Source organism: Mycobacterium sp. IDUB_39 (genome assembly GCF_055419205.1).
Genome location: NZ_JBVAXF010000002.1, coordinates 918,200 through 931,478 on the forward strand (window position 1 = coordinate 918,200; position 13,279 = coordinate 931,478).

Annotated in this window: 15 protein-coding genes; 8 read left to right on the plus strand and 7 right to left on the minus strand. The window is 66.8% G+C overall.

The window, feature by feature from the left end; genetic code table 11:
- Window positions 1-9: 9 nt before the first annotated feature.
- From ACZY0X_RS10540 to ACZY0X_RS10550, 3 genes are read left to right on the plus strand one after another with little or no spacing between them, the layout of a single operon-like run.
- Complete coding sequence (locus tag ACZY0X_RS10540; RefSeq protein ID WP_463770064.1) at window positions 10-2,325, plus strand: MMPL family transporter; 2,316 nt, start codon at window positions 10-12, stop codon at window positions 2,323-2,325.
- Window positions 2,322-3,002: a TetR/AcrR family transcriptional regulator gene (locus tag ACZY0X_RS10545; protein WP_463770066.1), complete on the plus strand. Its 681-nt coding sequence runs from the start codon at window positions 2,322-2,324 to the stop codon at window positions 3,000-3,002. Before ACZY0X_RS10540 ends, ACZY0X_RS10545 begins: the two co-directional genes overlap by 4 nt.
- Window positions 2,999-3,652 (plus strand): class I SAM-dependent methyltransferase, encoded by a 654-nt coding sequence (locus ACZY0X_RS10550; RefSeq protein ID WP_463770068.1) that lies wholly within the window; start codon window positions 2,999-3,001, stop codon window positions 3,650-3,652. The genes ACZY0X_RS10545 and ACZY0X_RS10550 overlap by 4 nt, the downstream gene beginning before the upstream one ends.
- Before the next feature lie 21 nt (window positions 3,653-3,673).
- Here the strand turns inward: ACZY0X_RS10550 and ACZY0X_RS10555 are convergent, their stop codons facing one another.
- Window positions 3,674-4,387, minus strand: coding sequence for an NAD-dependent deacylase (locus ACZY0X_RS10555; protein WP_463770070.1), 714 nt, complete (start codon window positions 4,385-4,387; stop codon window positions 3,674-3,676).
- 37 nt (window positions 4,388-4,424) lie between these two features.
- Here ACZY0X_RS10555 and ACZY0X_RS10560 point away from each other — a divergent pair, with 37 nt between their 5' ends.
- Window positions 4,425-4,790 carry a GntR family transcriptional regulator gene (locus ACZY0X_RS10560; protein ID WP_354523239.1) on the plus strand — a complete coding sequence of 122 codons (366 nt, stop codon included), beginning with the start codon at window positions 4,425-4,427 and terminating at the stop codon, window positions 4,788-4,790.
- 27 nt (window positions 4,791-4,817) lie between these two features.
- On the opposite strand, the gene ACZY0X_RS10565 is transcribed toward ACZY0X_RS10560, so the two are convergent.
- From ACZY0X_RS10565 to ACZY0X_RS10575, 3 genes are read right to left on the minus strand one after another with little or no spacing between them, the layout of a single operon-like run.
- Entirely contained in the window at window positions 4,818-5,651 is an 834-nt protein-coding gene (locus ACZY0X_RS10565; RefSeq protein ID WP_463770073.1) for a class I SAM-dependent methyltransferase, read from the minus strand.
- 36 nt (window positions 5,652-5,687) lie between these two features.
- A complete protein-coding gene (locus ACZY0X_RS10570) occupies window positions 5,688-6,212 on the minus strand; it encodes a DUF1697 domain-containing protein (protein WP_463770075.1) in 525 nt (174 codons plus the stop codon).
- Window positions 6,209-6,334, minus strand: coding sequence for a hypothetical protein (locus ACZY0X_RS10575; RefSeq protein WP_463770077.1), 126 nt, complete (start codon window positions 6,332-6,334; stop codon window positions 6,209-6,211). Before ACZY0X_RS10575 ends, ACZY0X_RS10570 begins: the two co-directional genes overlap by 4 nt.
- A gap of 68 nt (window positions 6,335-6,402) precedes the next feature.
- Between ACZY0X_RS10575 and ACZY0X_RS10580 the strand changes: the two genes are divergently transcribed.
- Together ACZY0X_RS10580 and ACZY0X_RS10585 are read left to right on the plus strand one after the other, a co-directional pair.
- Window positions 6,403-6,846, plus strand: coding sequence for a PPOX class F420-dependent oxidoreductase (locus ACZY0X_RS10580; RefSeq protein WP_463770079.1), 444 nt, complete (start codon window positions 6,403-6,405; stop codon window positions 6,844-6,846).
- Window positions 6,847-6,887: 41 nt separating this feature from the next.
- Complete coding sequence (locus ACZY0X_RS10585; RefSeq protein ID WP_463770081.1) at window positions 6,888-7,067, plus strand: DUF5302 domain-containing protein; 180 nt, start codon at window positions 6,888-6,890, stop codon at window positions 7,065-7,067.
- A gap of 43 nt (window positions 7,068-7,110) precedes the next feature.
- On the opposite strand, the gene ACZY0X_RS10590 is transcribed toward ACZY0X_RS10585, so the two are convergent.
- Entirely contained in the window at window positions 7,111-7,809 is a 699-nt protein-coding gene (locus ACZY0X_RS10590; protein WP_463770083.1) for a TetR/AcrR family transcriptional regulator, read from the minus strand.
- Between the two features lie 148 nt (window positions 7,810-7,957).
- On the opposite strand from ACZY0X_RS10590, the gene ACZY0X_RS10595 reads away from it, so the two are divergent.
- The gene (locus tag ACZY0X_RS10595) at window positions 7,958-9,376 is read left to right on the plus strand and encodes an APC family permease (RefSeq protein WP_463770085.1); all 1,419 of its coding nucleotides are present in this window, start codon (window positions 7,958-7,960) and stop codon (window positions 9,374-9,376) included.
- A complete protein-coding gene (locus tag ACZY0X_RS10600) occupies window positions 9,376-10,821 on the plus strand; it encodes a serine hydrolase domain-containing protein (RefSeq protein WP_463770087.1) in 1,446 nt (481 codons plus the stop codon). Before ACZY0X_RS10595 ends, ACZY0X_RS10600 begins: the two co-directional genes overlap by 1 nt.
- Here ACZY0X_RS10600 and ACZY0X_RS10605 read toward each other — a convergent pair.
- A complete protein-coding gene (locus tag ACZY0X_RS10605) occupies window positions 10,751-12,073 on the minus strand; it encodes an acyltransferase family protein (protein WP_463770089.1) in 1,323 nt (440 codons plus the stop codon). The two genes, ACZY0X_RS10600 and ACZY0X_RS10605, sit on opposite strands and share 71 nt — an antisense overlap.
- Window positions 12,074-12,122: 49 nt before the next feature.
- Window positions 12,123-13,268 carry an MFS transporter gene (locus tag ACZY0X_RS10610; RefSeq protein ID WP_463770622.1) on the minus strand — a complete coding sequence of 382 codons (1,146 nt, stop codon included), beginning with the start codon at window positions 13,266-13,268 and terminating at the stop codon, window positions 12,123-12,125.
- Between the last annotated feature and the right edge of the window lie 11 nt (window positions 13,269-13,279).

The following is a 13,279-nucleotide window of genomic DNA, read 5'->3' on the forward strand; positions in this document are numbered from 1 at the left end:
GAGGCCTAAGTGCTGCGTAGAATCGCCCTGCTCGCCATCGCCGCGCCTCGGCGTGTCCTGGGCATCGCAGCCGTGCTGGTCGTCGCTGCTGCCGTGTTCGGGATACCGGTCGCCAAGAGCCTGTCGGCCGGCGGCTTTCAGGACCCGACGTCGGAGTCGGCGCAGGCATCGCAGCTGCTCGCCGAGAAGTTCGACCAAGGCGACATGCAGATGCTCATCACGATCACCTCGCCCGACGGTTTCGACAGCCCGACGGCCAGGGCAGCGGCCACCGATATCGTCGAGCACCTCGACCAATCGCCGTACATCGCCAATGTGACATCGGCCTGGACCGTGCCGCCGGCCGCTGCCGCCGATCTGACCAGCCGTGACGGTAAGACCGGACTGATCATCACGGGGCTCACCGGCGGAGAGAACAACGCACAGAAGTACGCCAAGACGCTGGCCGACGAGCTGGTGCACGACCGCGACGGCCTGACCATTCGCGCCGGCGGCATCGCGATCGTGTACGCGCAGATCAACACGCAGTCCGAACGCGACCTGCTCTTGATGGAGTCGATCGCTATCCCGCTCAGCTTCCTCGTGTTGGTCTGGGTCTTCGGCGGCCTGATCGCCGCCGCGGTGCCAATGGCGGTCGGTGCCTTCGCGATCGTCGGATCGATGGCGGTGCTCCGGCTCATCACCTTCAGCACCGACGTGTCGATCTTCGCGCTGAATCTGTCAATGGCGATGGGCCTGGCACTGGCGATCGACTACACGCTGCTGATCATCAGTCGCTATCGAGACGAACTGGCCAACGGCGTACCGCGGGACCGAGCGCTGATCCGGACCATGTCCACCGCTGGACGGACGGTGCTGTTCTCCGCCACGACTGTCGCGCTGTCGATGGGCGCGATGATCCTGTTCCCGATGTACTTCCTGAAGTCCTTCGCCTACGCCGGCATCGCGACGGTCACGTTCGCGGCGGGCGCGGCGGTGATCGTGACGCCCGCGGCGATCTGGCTGCTCGGCGATCGCCTCGACGCACTGAACGTCCGTCAGCTGTTCAGACGGCCGCCCAGTCCCGGCCCCAAGCCGGTGGAGCGTCAGTTCTGGTACCGCTGCGCGAAGTTCGTCATGCGCAGGGCAGTCCCCATCGGCCTGGCGGTCGTCGTCCTGCTGCTCGCGCTCGGTGCGCCGTTCCTGTCGGTCAAGTGGGGGTTCCCCGACGACCGGGTGCTGCCGACCTCGGCCTCGTCGCACCAGGTCGGTGACCAGCTTCGCAACGACTTCGCCGACGACTCGGCGACCAACATCAATGTCGTCATCCCGGACGCCGATGGGTTGACCCCTGCTCAAATCGAGCGCTACGCCGCAGATCTGTCCCGCACCCCGGACGTCTCGGCGGTGTCCGCGCCGACGGGCACCTTTGTCGCCGGTGACAGGGTCGGTCCGCCAACGGCGGCGACCGGTGTCTCCGAGGGCAGCGCATTCCTCACCATCGGCAGCAGCGCGCCCCTGTTCTCCGGCGCCTCTGACGCTCAATTGGACCGCCTGCACGAGATCGCGGGGCCAGGCGATCGGCCGGTTCTCGTGACGGGTATCGCGCAGATCAACCGCGACAGCGTCGAGGCCATCACGACCCGATTGCCGTGGGTGCTGGGCCTCATCGCGTTGATCACCTTCGGACTGCTGTTCCTGCTGACCGGCAGCGTGATCCTGCCGCTGAAAGCCGTTGTGATGAACGTGTTGTCGTTGACGGCCGCATTCGGCGCACTGGTCTGGATCTTCCAGGACGGCCACTTCGGTGCGCTCGGTACGACCCCGACGGGAACGTTGGTGGCGAACATGCCGGTGCTGCTGTTCTGCATCGCGTTCGGTCTCTCGATGGACTACGAGGTCTTCCTCGTCGCACGCATCCGCGAGTACTGGTTGAAGCTGCGTGCGGGCAAACCGGAGATCACCGGACGTCAGGCGATCAAGGAGGCCCACGCCGACAACGACGAGGCCGTGGCGCTCGGCCTGGCACGCACCGGCCGCGTCATCACCGCGGCGGCGCTGGTCATGTCGATATCGTTTGCCGCGCTCATCGCGGCCGAGGTGTCGTTCATGAGAATGTTCGGCCTCGGCCTGACGCTTGCCGTCCTGGTGGACGCCACGTTGGTGCGCATGATGTTGGTGCCTGCCTTCATGCATGTGGTGGGCGGCTGGAACTGGTGGTCGCCCAGACCGCTGGTCCGACTTCATCAGCGCATCGGGATCAGCGAGTCCGGTCCCGACGAGGATGCCGATGCGGCAGGCGGTGGAGCGGCCGGCGACAACCGCGTGGGACAGTCAATGACGTGACGTCTCAGCCACTCAAGCGCCGACGCGCGCCCCGCGGTTCCGGTGACCAGCTGCGCGACGAGATCCTGGACGCCACCACCGATCTGTTATTGGGGACCGGGCACGCCAAGGCGGTGTCGATTCGAGCCGTCGCCGAGCGCGTCCGCATCACCCCGCCGTCGATCTACCTGCATTTCGCGGATAAGGACGCGCTACTTGATGCGGTGTGCGCCAGGTACTTCGAGCATCTCAACGAGGTGATGCAGAGCGCGGCCGCCGACGCGCCCTCGACCATCGAGGGGTTGCGCGCTCAGGGTCTGGCATACGTCCGTTTCGCCATGGAGAACCCGGAGCTGTACCGGATCGCCACGATGGGAGAGGGACGCCCCGGTAGCGACGTCGACATGACGCTGAACAGCTCCGCGTTCGTGCACATGCGCAGTTCCATCGGGGCGTTGATGGCCGAGGGGATCTGCCCACCCGGGGACTCCGGCGCCGCGGCTCTGGAATTGTGGGCGGTGGTGCACGGGGTGGCGGCGCTGCTCATCTCGCGGCCGTATCTGCCGGTCGGTGACGCCGAGGTTTTCGCCGATCGCGTCATGCGGTCGGCGTGGTGTGGATACGTCGCATCGGCACTGATAGGACCGGACCTGCCGCCGCAGGAGACCCTCGAACGATTGAAGGTGCTTGGTACATGAGTGACTCACGTGATCAGGACTTGGTCGATAACCCGTTCTTCGCCCGACTGTGGTCGACGATGTCGACCCGCGAACCGGAGTCCATCCGGGTGTTGCGCCGAGAGAACCTCGAGGGCCTGACCGGGCGGGTGCTGGAGATCGGTGCAGGCACGGGATCCAACTTCGGCCTCTACCCGGCGAGCGTCACCGAGGTCGTCGCGATCGAACCGGAGCACCGCCTGGCGGTCTTGGCGCGCGAGGCGGCCGCCAACGCGAAGGTGCCGGTGACGGTGTCCACCGAGACCGTCGAGCGGTACGCCGCGTCGGCGGGGGAGCCGTTCGACGCGGTGGTGTGCTCGCTGGTGCTTTGCTCGATCGCCGACCCCGATGACGTTCTGCGACAACTGATCACGATGCTGCGGCCGGGGGGTGAGCTGCGCTTCCTCGAGCACGTTGCGGGTACCGGCATGCGGGCCCGATTCCAACGCCTTGCCGACGCCACGGTGTGGCCCAGGTTGTTGGGCAACTGCCACACCCATCGGCACACGGAGAAATCGATCGCCGCAGCGGGGTTCGAGGTCGTGCGCGCCCGTCACGAATGGGTGCTGCCTGCGTGGGTGCCGATGCCGGCCTCCGAGACCGCGATCGGTGTCGCGGTCAGGCCAGGCTGAACCCGGCGGGCGGGGCGAGCCTCAGCCCAGCAGCGCGGGCAGGCGCTGTAGCAGGGTGGGCAACGCCGTGGCCGCGCTCTCACGCAGGCTTATGGTGACGGCACTCGAGAGCGGGGTGGGCTCGGGGTTGATCTCGATCACCGGGATGCCATTGGCCACCGCTATCTCGGGCAGTCCGGCGGCCGGGTAGACGATCGACGACGTCCCCACGACAACCGCGAGATCGGCGGCGGTGACCGCCGCGACGGAACGGTCCCACGCATCGGTGGGCAGCGCCTCACCGAACCACACCACGTTCGGCCGGATCAGCCCGCCGCACACGCACACCGGCGGTTCGACCATCTCGACTGGCTCAGGCATCGCCGGGAGCGGGCCCTGATAGTCGCAATCGCAACGATCGCAACGGAATTCGAAGAGGCTGCCGTGCAGGTGATAGACGTTCGTGCTGCCTGAGCGTTCGTGCAGATCGTCGACGTTCTGGGTGACGACGTGCACTTCGGCGTAGTCCTCCCACGCCGCGACGGCGCGGTGGCCGTCGTTGGGTGCGACACCCTTCATCATGTAGTGGCGCCACAGGTACCACGCCCACACCTTCTCGGGGTGGCGGCGCCAGCCGTCGGAACTCGAGATCTCGTAGGGATCGACCTTGGCCCACAGGCCGGTCTCCACGTCACGGAACGTCGGCACTCCGCTCTCGGCCGAGATACCGGCTCCACTGAGAACGGTCACCTGCACGCTCACCAAACTAGCCGTTTTTTGTGATACTGGGCAGGTGACCGATTTGGGGGAATGGGTCCGCGTCGATCCGCACGCGGCGAGACCGTTGTTCGATCAACTGCGGATTCAGGTCATCGAGGGGATCCGTGATGGCAGGCTGCCGCCGGGCACGCGTCTGCCCACGGTGCGTGATCTCGCGTCCGAGCTGAGCATGGCGGTGAACACCGTGGCGCGCGCCTACCGGGAGTTGGAGTCGGCGGGGATCGTCGAGACGCGGGGGAGATTCGGGACGTTCGTCGCCCGGGCAGACCCCGCTGACTCGGCGATGGCGACCGCGGCGCACGCGTATGCGACGGCGGCGCGCTCGCTGGGTGTCGGCAAGGCCGCCGCCCTCGGCTACGTCGAAGACGCATTCGGCTAGTCGAAGACGCATTCGGCCAGTGGTGGCTTAGCCGAATTCGAGCAGCGTGAAGGCCGGTCGAATGGGGTCGAACAGTGGGAACCGCTGCATGACCCACACCGCGCCGTTGAGTATCCGGCCCCGGCCCTGGGGTAGCGGGACGTCGTGCACCGCACGGACGCCCGGCACCACGTCGACCAGCTTGGCGATCTCACTCGCCGACATCGAGAACGGCATGGGCGGCACCCGGTAGCGCAGGGAGGTCCGCATGCCCTTGCGCGCCCAGGCGGCGAACCACGCGGGCGGGAGGTCGAACATCATCGCGCCGCCGGGGAAGCGCTTGGCGCATTCGCTGATCAACTCCATCGCCTCGCTGGGCTGCAGGTACATCAGCAGTCCCTCGGCCGTGATGAAGACGCCGTTGTCGGTGGCGACCTGGTCCATCCAGCTGTAGTCCAGCGCCGATTGGGCGCACACCGTGACCCGGTCGGACTCCGGAAGGAGCTTGCCTCGCAGTTCGATCATCGGCGGCAGGTCGACCGTGAGCCAGCGGAACTGATCGCTCACACCACTGGTTTCAATGCGGTAGTAGCTGGTCTGAAGGCCCTCCGCGAGCGCGACGACGGTGGCCGCGGGATGGCTCATTAGGTACTTGCGGGTGGCCTGGTCGAACGCGAGCGAACGTAGCGCCATGTCCTGGCGGCGGGTGGGGCCGAACTTGGCGAAGTCGAAGTCGATGGAGTCGGCAAGCTTGATGGCCATCGGGTCTTCGAGGATCGAGTCTGGCCGACGAGCCTCGCTCGCCCGTACCTGCAGGGTCAGTAGCGCGGTCTCGGAGACCCCGGTCAGCGTCGCGCCGTCCACCTTCGGTTCTGAACTCACTGTCGCGAATGTACCGAAGGTCAGGCGGACAGGACGTCAGGCGGAGAGGACTCTGTCGACGGTGCGGAGGTTGCGCGTGGTGGTCGAGGATTTGTAGCGCTTCTTGCCCATTGTCTTGCCGATGACGCTGTCCAACGTGCCGGATCTGGGCACCTGCCAATAGAGGACGCCGTCGCCTCGTTGGATCAGTTCATGGGGACCGGCGACCTCTATCAGACCGGCGAGTTCGTCGAGGACGTCCTCATCGGCGACGAAGGTGACGTAGGAGTGGTGTCCCTCGACCTCGCGCTCGAACGGGTAGTTCTGCGACACCGCGCGCACCGTCTCGAGGTCGTAGGCCAGGACCCACGCCTCGTAGCCGAACGTCTTCCGAAGGGCCGCTTCGGCCTTCGCACGGACCTCTGGGGTGCCGGAGTCGCTGTCGAGCAGCACGTTGCCGCTGGCCAGGATCGTCTTGATATCGGTGAACCCGGCGCCGGTGAGGGATTTCGCGACGTCGGCCATCTTCAGGTTGACCCCACCGACGTTCACCCCGCGCAGGAACACCGCGTAGCGCGTCATCCGAACTCCAGCAGCGTGATGCTGGGTCGGATGCGGCGCAGGACACCGATGCGGTCAAGCGCCGGCGAGGTGGCGGTGGTCGCCGAGACGCCTTCCAGGGTGTTGCCATCGATGGCACTCATGGGGCCATGGTAGGGACCGTGATGGCAATCCCGGCCGCCTTCCCTCGCGCAGTCGTAGGCTGGCGGGCATGACCCGGCACGTGTTGGACGACAAGCTGTTGGCAGTGATCAGCGGAAACTCGCTGGGGGTCCTGGCCACCATCAAGCGCGACGGCCGGCCACAGCTGTCCAACGTGTCGTATCACTTCGACTCCCGGAACCTGGCGATTCAGGTGTCGGTGCGAGAACCCCTGGCCAAGACCCGCAATCTGCGCCGTGACCCGCGGGCGTCGGTGCATGTGCCGTCCGACGACGGGTATGCCTACGCGGTGGCAGAGGGCGACGCGATCCTCACCGCGCCCGCGGCCGCACCTGACGATGACACCGTCGAGGCGCTGATCGCGTTGTACCGCAATATCGCCGGGGAACATCCCGATTGGGACGACTACCGCCGCGCCATGGTCGACGATCGACGCGTCCTGTTGACGCTGCCGATATCGCATCTCTACGGCCTGCCGCCCGGCATCAGGTAATCCCTGCGACGTATGCGCGGTCGGCCCGCTACTCTGCGGTCATGGCCGACGCACCCGACGCACCCGAAGAAGACGACAACAAGCGCAAGTTCCGCGAGGCACTCGAACGCAAGAACACCAACGCAGCCAGTGGGGCCGCTCACCGCGATGGCGGCAAGAAGCAGCCCAAGGTTCACGGAGCGGTGGAGAACCGCCGAGAGTTCCGCCGCAAGAGCGGGTAGCGGCGCACAGCGTCAAAAACGCTGTCGCTCAACACTCTGTCGTTCAACCCGATGACGCGTCGCCACGGCCGAGGCGCCCGCGGTTCTCGATGGCATCGAGCAGCACCTCGACGCTGAACTCGAAGACCTTTGCGGTGTCCGGATAGATCGTCGGCGCCACCGCGGCGGACGACGGGAATCGGCGCGGGTCGAGAGTGGCGTACTGCCGGCGCTGCTCATCGCGCAGCTCGGCGTCGGTCAGCCACGGTGACAACGCCGCGACCAAGCCGCTGCCGACAGTGTGGTTGTAGATGGTCTGGTGGTACAGACCCAGCTCGTCGTCACTCACCCCTGCACGAATGAGTTCGCGGACGGTCCATTCCGTGAGGTGGAAGAGCTGAGGCTCGTCGTCGGGCTGTCCGGCCATGGCGGCGGCCAGGCCCTCGTGGCGTCGATAGATCTGCCACCACTGGATCATCAGCGTGCGGAGGTTGGTGCGCCAGTGCGTGGCGGGGTCCGGCTCGTCCACCTCGAGCCGGAACAGCTCATCGATGAGTGCTGAGATCAGCTCGGCTTTGTCGCGGAAGTGCCGGTACATCGCCGTTGCATCGACGCCGAGTTCGATTCCCAGACGCCGCAGCGTGAGCGCGCGCAGTCCGTCGCGATCGGAGATCTCCTGCGCTGCTCGCAGGATCACGGCACGGTCCAATCGGACGGTGCCGCCAGTCGTGCGCTGCCCGTTGGATCGCTCGCTGCTGTCCACGGCCCAAGCATTGCATGCGCGACAGCCAGGGCGGCGTCGACATGCTCGGCAATGTCAGCAGTGTTGTCAACAGTGTTGACAGACGACCGAAGTGGGGTGAAGATCACACGGTCCTCGTTCGCACCCGTGGTCGTGAGAAAGGCGCCGAATGCGCGACTCGAAGTCCGGCAGTCTCAAGAAGTACAAGCAAGAGCTCAAACGCGACCTCAGTCTGTGGGAGAACGCGTCGCTCGTCGTCTCGGCGACGACACCCGCGACGGGGGCGTTCATCATCGCGCCGGTGCTCTTCGCGCTGAACGGCACTGGCGCGGCCATAACGTTCGCCATCGCAGCGGTGCTCGGGCTGTCGTTGGCGTACTGCTGGGCAGAGCTCGGCGCGGCCTATCCGATCGCCGGCGGCGACTACACCTTCATCGCTCGCATCATGGGGCGCGCGCCCGGATTCGTCTCGATGTTCATCACCGGCCCGGTCCAGGCCGTCCTGATCCCGGCCGTCGTTGCGCTCGGGATGGCTGACTACCTGCGGGTCGTCGTCAACGTCGACGCGAACTTCCTCGGTGCCGCCATCATCATCGGTGGCGCCGCGATCGCGCTGTTCGGCGTCCGACTGAACGCGATGGCCGTGACGGTGCTTCTCGTCGTCGAGATCCTGGCGGTCGTCGTCGTGTCGGTGGTCGGGCTCGTCAAGGTGCAGCGACCGGTCACCACACTGTTCCGTCCCGAGGTCTTCGACTCCTACGGCGTCGCCAGTCCGCTCACGCTGAGCGCACTGGTGGCGGGCATTGCCGTCGGCAGCTTCGCCTTCAACGGGTTCCAGGGCGCCCTGATCTTCTCGGAGGAGACCGTCGGTGGACGCCGCAATATCGCCCGCGCCGTCTTCATCGCCCTTGGTGTTGCCGTCGCCTGCGAGATTGTCCCCGTGGCCGCCGCGATCCTCGCCGCTCCCTCACTCACCGACCTGTCGAACTCGGACAACCCCTGGCAGTACTTCCTGACCTCGGTCGGTGGCGAGACGTTCAACACCATCATCAGCCTGGGCATCGCGGTCGCCGTGCTCAACGCCGTCATCGCGCTCATGCCCTACTACGCACGGATTCTGTACAGCACCGGCCGGGACATGGCGTGGCCGAATCCCGTCAGCCGGGCGCTGGCCAAGGTGCACCCCAAGTACGGCACCCCTTGGCTGGCAACGATTCTGGTGGGTATCGGCGGGGCGGTGATGATCCTGATCTCGGACGTCGCGACACTGTCGACGTGGACCGGGGCTCTGCTGGCCGTCGAGTTCATCCTGGTTGCGGGCTCCGCCATCCTGAGCCGGATCCGCACGCCCGGGCTCGAGCGGCCCTACCGAATGCCGCTGTGGCCGCTGTGGCCGGTCATCGCAATCGTCATGTCGATCGCCGTTCTGAGCCAGCAGGTCCGCGGCGATCTCATCGTTGCGGGGGCGTGTGTGCTGCTTGCCCTGGGTTACTACACCTTCTACCTGCGCCCAAGGGGCGAGACGCACTTCCTCATGCTGGCTCCGCCGGACGAGGATCGGGACGACCAGACAGTTGGGGTCCCTTAATGCTCCAGCTTGACTTCACCGTCGTCGACGACATCGTCGCGGAGTTCCACGAACGTCGGCATGCCCCGGGGCTGCAGGTCGCGGTGCTCGCGGGGGGAGCGGTGCTCCATCTCAGTGGTCATGGGATCGCCGACGCCGCAACCGGTGCCTCGGTCGGGGCGGAATCGGTCTTTCGCATCGCGTCGATGTCGAAGAGCTTCACCGCCGCCGCGATCCTGCAGCTGCGCGACCGGGGATTGCTCCACCTCGACGATCCCGTGGTTCGGCACCTGCCCGCTGCGGCGGGGTTATCCGGCCCGACAGCCGACTCGCCACCAATCACCCTGCGCCACTGCCTGACGATGAGCAGCGGACTGCCCAGTGACGACCCGTGGGCCGACAGGCAGGAGGAGATGCCGCAGGACGCATTCGACAACCTGCTGGCACGTCCGGTGGCGGGGGCTTACGCCCCGGGCACCGCGTTCGCGTATTCCAATCTCGGGTACGCCATCCTCGGACGCGTCGTCGAGGCGATCACAAACCGACGGTTCATCGATCACGTCACCAGCGAGCTGCTGAATCCCCTTGGCCTGGTGGACACCACCTACGACTACCGCACCGTGCCGCCCGACCGCCTCGCACAGGGCTATCGCCCGACGCGTGGTGGCGGCTGGGAGCTGCAGAGATTCACGGCACCCGGCAGCTTCTCCGCCATCGGGGGTCTGCTGAGCACCGTGGGCGACATCGCCCGATGGGGGGCGTGGCTGTCTGACGCATTCCCGCCACGCGACGGGTCTGACGACGCGGTGCTCGCCAGGGCATCGCGACGGGAGATGCAACAGTCACACCGGCTGCTGCCCTTCGACATCGTAGAGGGTCCCGATGGGCAGAATCGCTTGGTGAGCAAGGGCTTTCCGTGGGGACTGTCCGGATACGGCTACGGGCTGTTCGTCGAGAGTGCCCCCGAGTCGGGTCCGATCAGCCAACACCTCGGCGGCTACCCCGGTTTCGGGTCGTACATGGGCTGGCACCAGGGCAGCGGTCTTGGCGTCGTGGCGTTCGCGAACGGGACGTACGCGCCGGTGGCGGCACCGGCGCGGGCCGCGCTCGAGGCATTGCTGCGCCAATGCCAGCCGGATCGGGACGGGGTGGGCCCGTCGGCACAACTGCATGCCACGCTCGGTCTGGTCGAGCGTGTCATCGCCGATCCCTTTGCGCTGCAAGAGCCCGCCTTCGCAGGCAACGTGCTGCTCGACATTCCGCTGGGTGAGCGCGTCGCGGCGATCACCGACGCGCGCAGCATGGTGGGCGAGCCCGAGGGCCAGGCCGAGATCGAGATGCGATCGCCGACTGAGGCGACGTACCGCCTGCCGGCTGCCCGCGGGCGACTCGACGTCAGCGTCGCAATGACGCCGACAGATCCGCCTCGGATCCACACGTTCGCGGTGCAAGCCGTCGAGCGGTGATCAGTGCTATGAGCATCACTGCCACACAGTAGATCCCGTAATCCTTCAGACCCCACCCCACCGAGACCAGGGTGGCGGTCGCGGCGACGCACAGCAGGGTACCGACCGCGGCGCTGCGCATACCCGGCGTCGTGATGCGGCCGCCGTCCCAGAACGGCAGCTCGGCGTTCTCGAGGGGCCGCAACGCCACGAACGCCGCGCTGACCAGCAGCGCCATCAGCACGACCTGCGCGATGCTGAGCGCGACGAAGTGCGGTTGGCCCGGATACCGCGGCAACCCGAGCAGGTCGAATGCCAGGTGCACGCCGAGCAGCGCGGGCATGTGCCACAGGTAGAGCGTCATCGCGCCGGAGTTCCCGAGGACAGTGGCCCGCCATACCCGCGGTCGGTGCGCCCATCGGTTGATGCTGCCTGCGGCCGCAATCGCGAACGCGCACAACATGATCGCGTGGCCCGCGAGAAGCAGTGACGGCGGCATCATGTTCTTGAGCTGCTGGGACTCGATGCCCACCAGGCTCAGCTCGTAGGGGCCCCATTGCAGCAGCGCCAGATTGACGGCCAGCATCGCGGCACCGAGAACGCACGCTGCGCGCGGCGTGATCAGGTGACGCCGGTAGGCCACCCCGAGCATGCCCGGGATCAGCCAGGCGACGAAGTTCGCGTAACCCAGCAGCGACCAGCCGGGCTCGGTGACCCTGACGGTGTCGACGACGGCGATGAACGCGTACACCGCGACCACGCTCGCGATCAGGCGCGTCGGCGTGGTGATTCGCGTCAGCGCGGGAACCGCCGCAAGGACCAGGACGTAGGCCCCGAGAAACCAGAGCAACTGGATGCTGATGCCTGCGACGGGTTCGTAGACGTGAATCGGCAGGAGCTGCCGCAGCACGATCAGCGCCACGGTCCAGAACGCGAGGTAGTAGAACACCGGTCGGTACAGGCGCGTGCAGCGCTTGAGCAGCCACCCGCCCCAGCTCGCGCCGCGCTGGTAGGAGTCCACCGATGCCGCGACACCGGCGAAGAAGAACAGCGGCATGATCTGGAAGATCCAGGTGAGCGCCTGAAACACCACCGAGGTGGTGAGCAGGTTGTCCCAGATCAGAACGCCGTCGGTGATGATGCTGGTAGCCATGATGGTGTGGCCCGCCACGACGCCGAGCAGCGCGCCGATGCGAATGACGTCGATGGCCCGGTCACGGTCGGCCGGGGTGCGCGCCTCGATCTCGGCGGCGGTCGGAAACTGCAGCGGCATACCCTCAAACCTAGGCGCGCGCAGCGTCGCCGGCCCTAGGTAAAACCACTCAATTCACCGCGACCTCGGCGGTCGACCGTCGTTTTCGGCCGGACTCCTGAATCAGGATCGCCACCAGGCATATCGCCGAAAGGACCGCCACGGCGATTGCGAATGTGGTCCCCGCGGTGCGCAATCCCCAGCTCTGCGCGGCGAACCCAGCGCCGATCACCGGCAGCGATATCGCGACGTACGCGACGACGAAGTAGGTGGAACTCACCTCGGCGCGGCGGTCGGCGGGCGCGCCCTCGGCGACCGCGGCCAGCCCGCGACTGAAGCTGATGCCCTGCCCGATGCCCGCGACCACCGCGGCCGCGATCAGCGTCGGAAGTGACGAAAAGTGCAGTGCGGCGGTCAGAACGACCATGCCCAGCACCAAGATTGCGCATCCGATCGCGACGGCACGTTGCGGGTCCATCCGTCTTGCGAAGACCTGTGCGATCGCTGACGCGACGAATATCGAGCTGGCCACCGCGCCGGCGACGGCGTGGTTGCCGATGCCGATGACGTTCGACACGAAGGACGGCGCGACGGCCATGAACAGTCCGGTCACGGTGAAGCCGGCGAACGCGGCGGTGGCCGCGGTGATGAAGACAGGCCGCACCACCGAGGGAATGGACAACCGCTGCAGACCGATTCGTCCCGAACGGGACGACGTCTCGGGAACCAGCAGCATGGCGACGGCCGCCACCACCATGAGCCCGATGTGCAGGACGAACGGCACCATCAGCGGATGCGGCGCGTACTGGACCAGAACGCCCGCCACCAGGGGGCCTAGGCTCAGGCCGCCGATGTTGGCGATCGTTGCGACCATGGCGGCGAGTTCACGCCGCGACTCCGGGGCCGCCTCGACGATGGCGGCCGTCGCGGTGCCGGTCACGACCCCCGCGGAGAAGCCCGACAGCAGTCGGCCCACCAACAGCACCGGAACGCTGTCGGCGACAAGGAACACCGCAGCGCTGGCCACCGCGAAGCCGATGCCCGCCAGGAGCAGCGGTCGTCTGCCAATCGCATCGGACCACCGTCCGAACACCAGGAGTGCGGTCAGGACGCCGACGGCGTACGTCGAGAAGATCACCGTCGTGGTGAACACCGAGAAGTGCATCTGGTCGGCGTACAGGGCGTACATGGGGGTGGGCAGGGTCGTGCCCATCATGGCCGCCGCGA

Coding starts and splice junctions, on each gene's coding strand:
- ACZY0X_RS10550 (WP_463770068.1), top strand. CDS start 2,999: ATGAGTGACTCACGTGATCAGGACTTGGTCGATAACCCGTTCTTCGCC.
- ACZY0X_RS10570 (WP_463770075.1), bottom strand. CDS start 6,212: ATGACGCGCTACGCGGTGTTCCTGCGCGGGGTGAACGTCGGTGGGGTC.
- ACZY0X_RS10575 (WP_463770077.1), bottom strand. CDS start 6,334: ATGAGTGCCATCGATGGCAACACCCTGGAAGGCGTCTCGGCGACCACC.
- ACZY0X_RS10580 (WP_463770079.1), top strand. CDS start 6,403: ATGACCCGGCACGTGTTGGACGACAAGCTGTTGGCAGTGATCAGCGGA.
- ACZY0X_RS10585 (WP_463770081.1), top strand. CDS start 6,888: ATGGCCGACGCACCCGACGCACCCGAAGAAGACGACAACAAGCGCAAG.
- ACZY0X_RS10595 (WP_463770085.1), top strand. CDS start 7,958: ATGCGCGACTCGAAGTCCGGCAGTCTCAAGAAGTACAAGCAAGAGCTC.
- ACZY0X_RS10600 (WP_463770087.1), top strand. CDS start 9,376: ATGCTCCAGCTTGACTTCACCGTCGTCGACGACATCGTCGCGGAGTTC.
- ACZY0X_RS10605 (WP_463770089.1), bottom strand. CDS start 12,073: ATGCCGCTGCAGTTTCCGACCGCCGCCGAGATCGAGGCGCGCACCCCG.
- ACZY0X_RS10610 (WP_463770622.1), bottom strand. CDS start 13,268: ATGATGGGCACGACCCTGCCCACCCCCATGTACGCCCTGTACGCCGAC.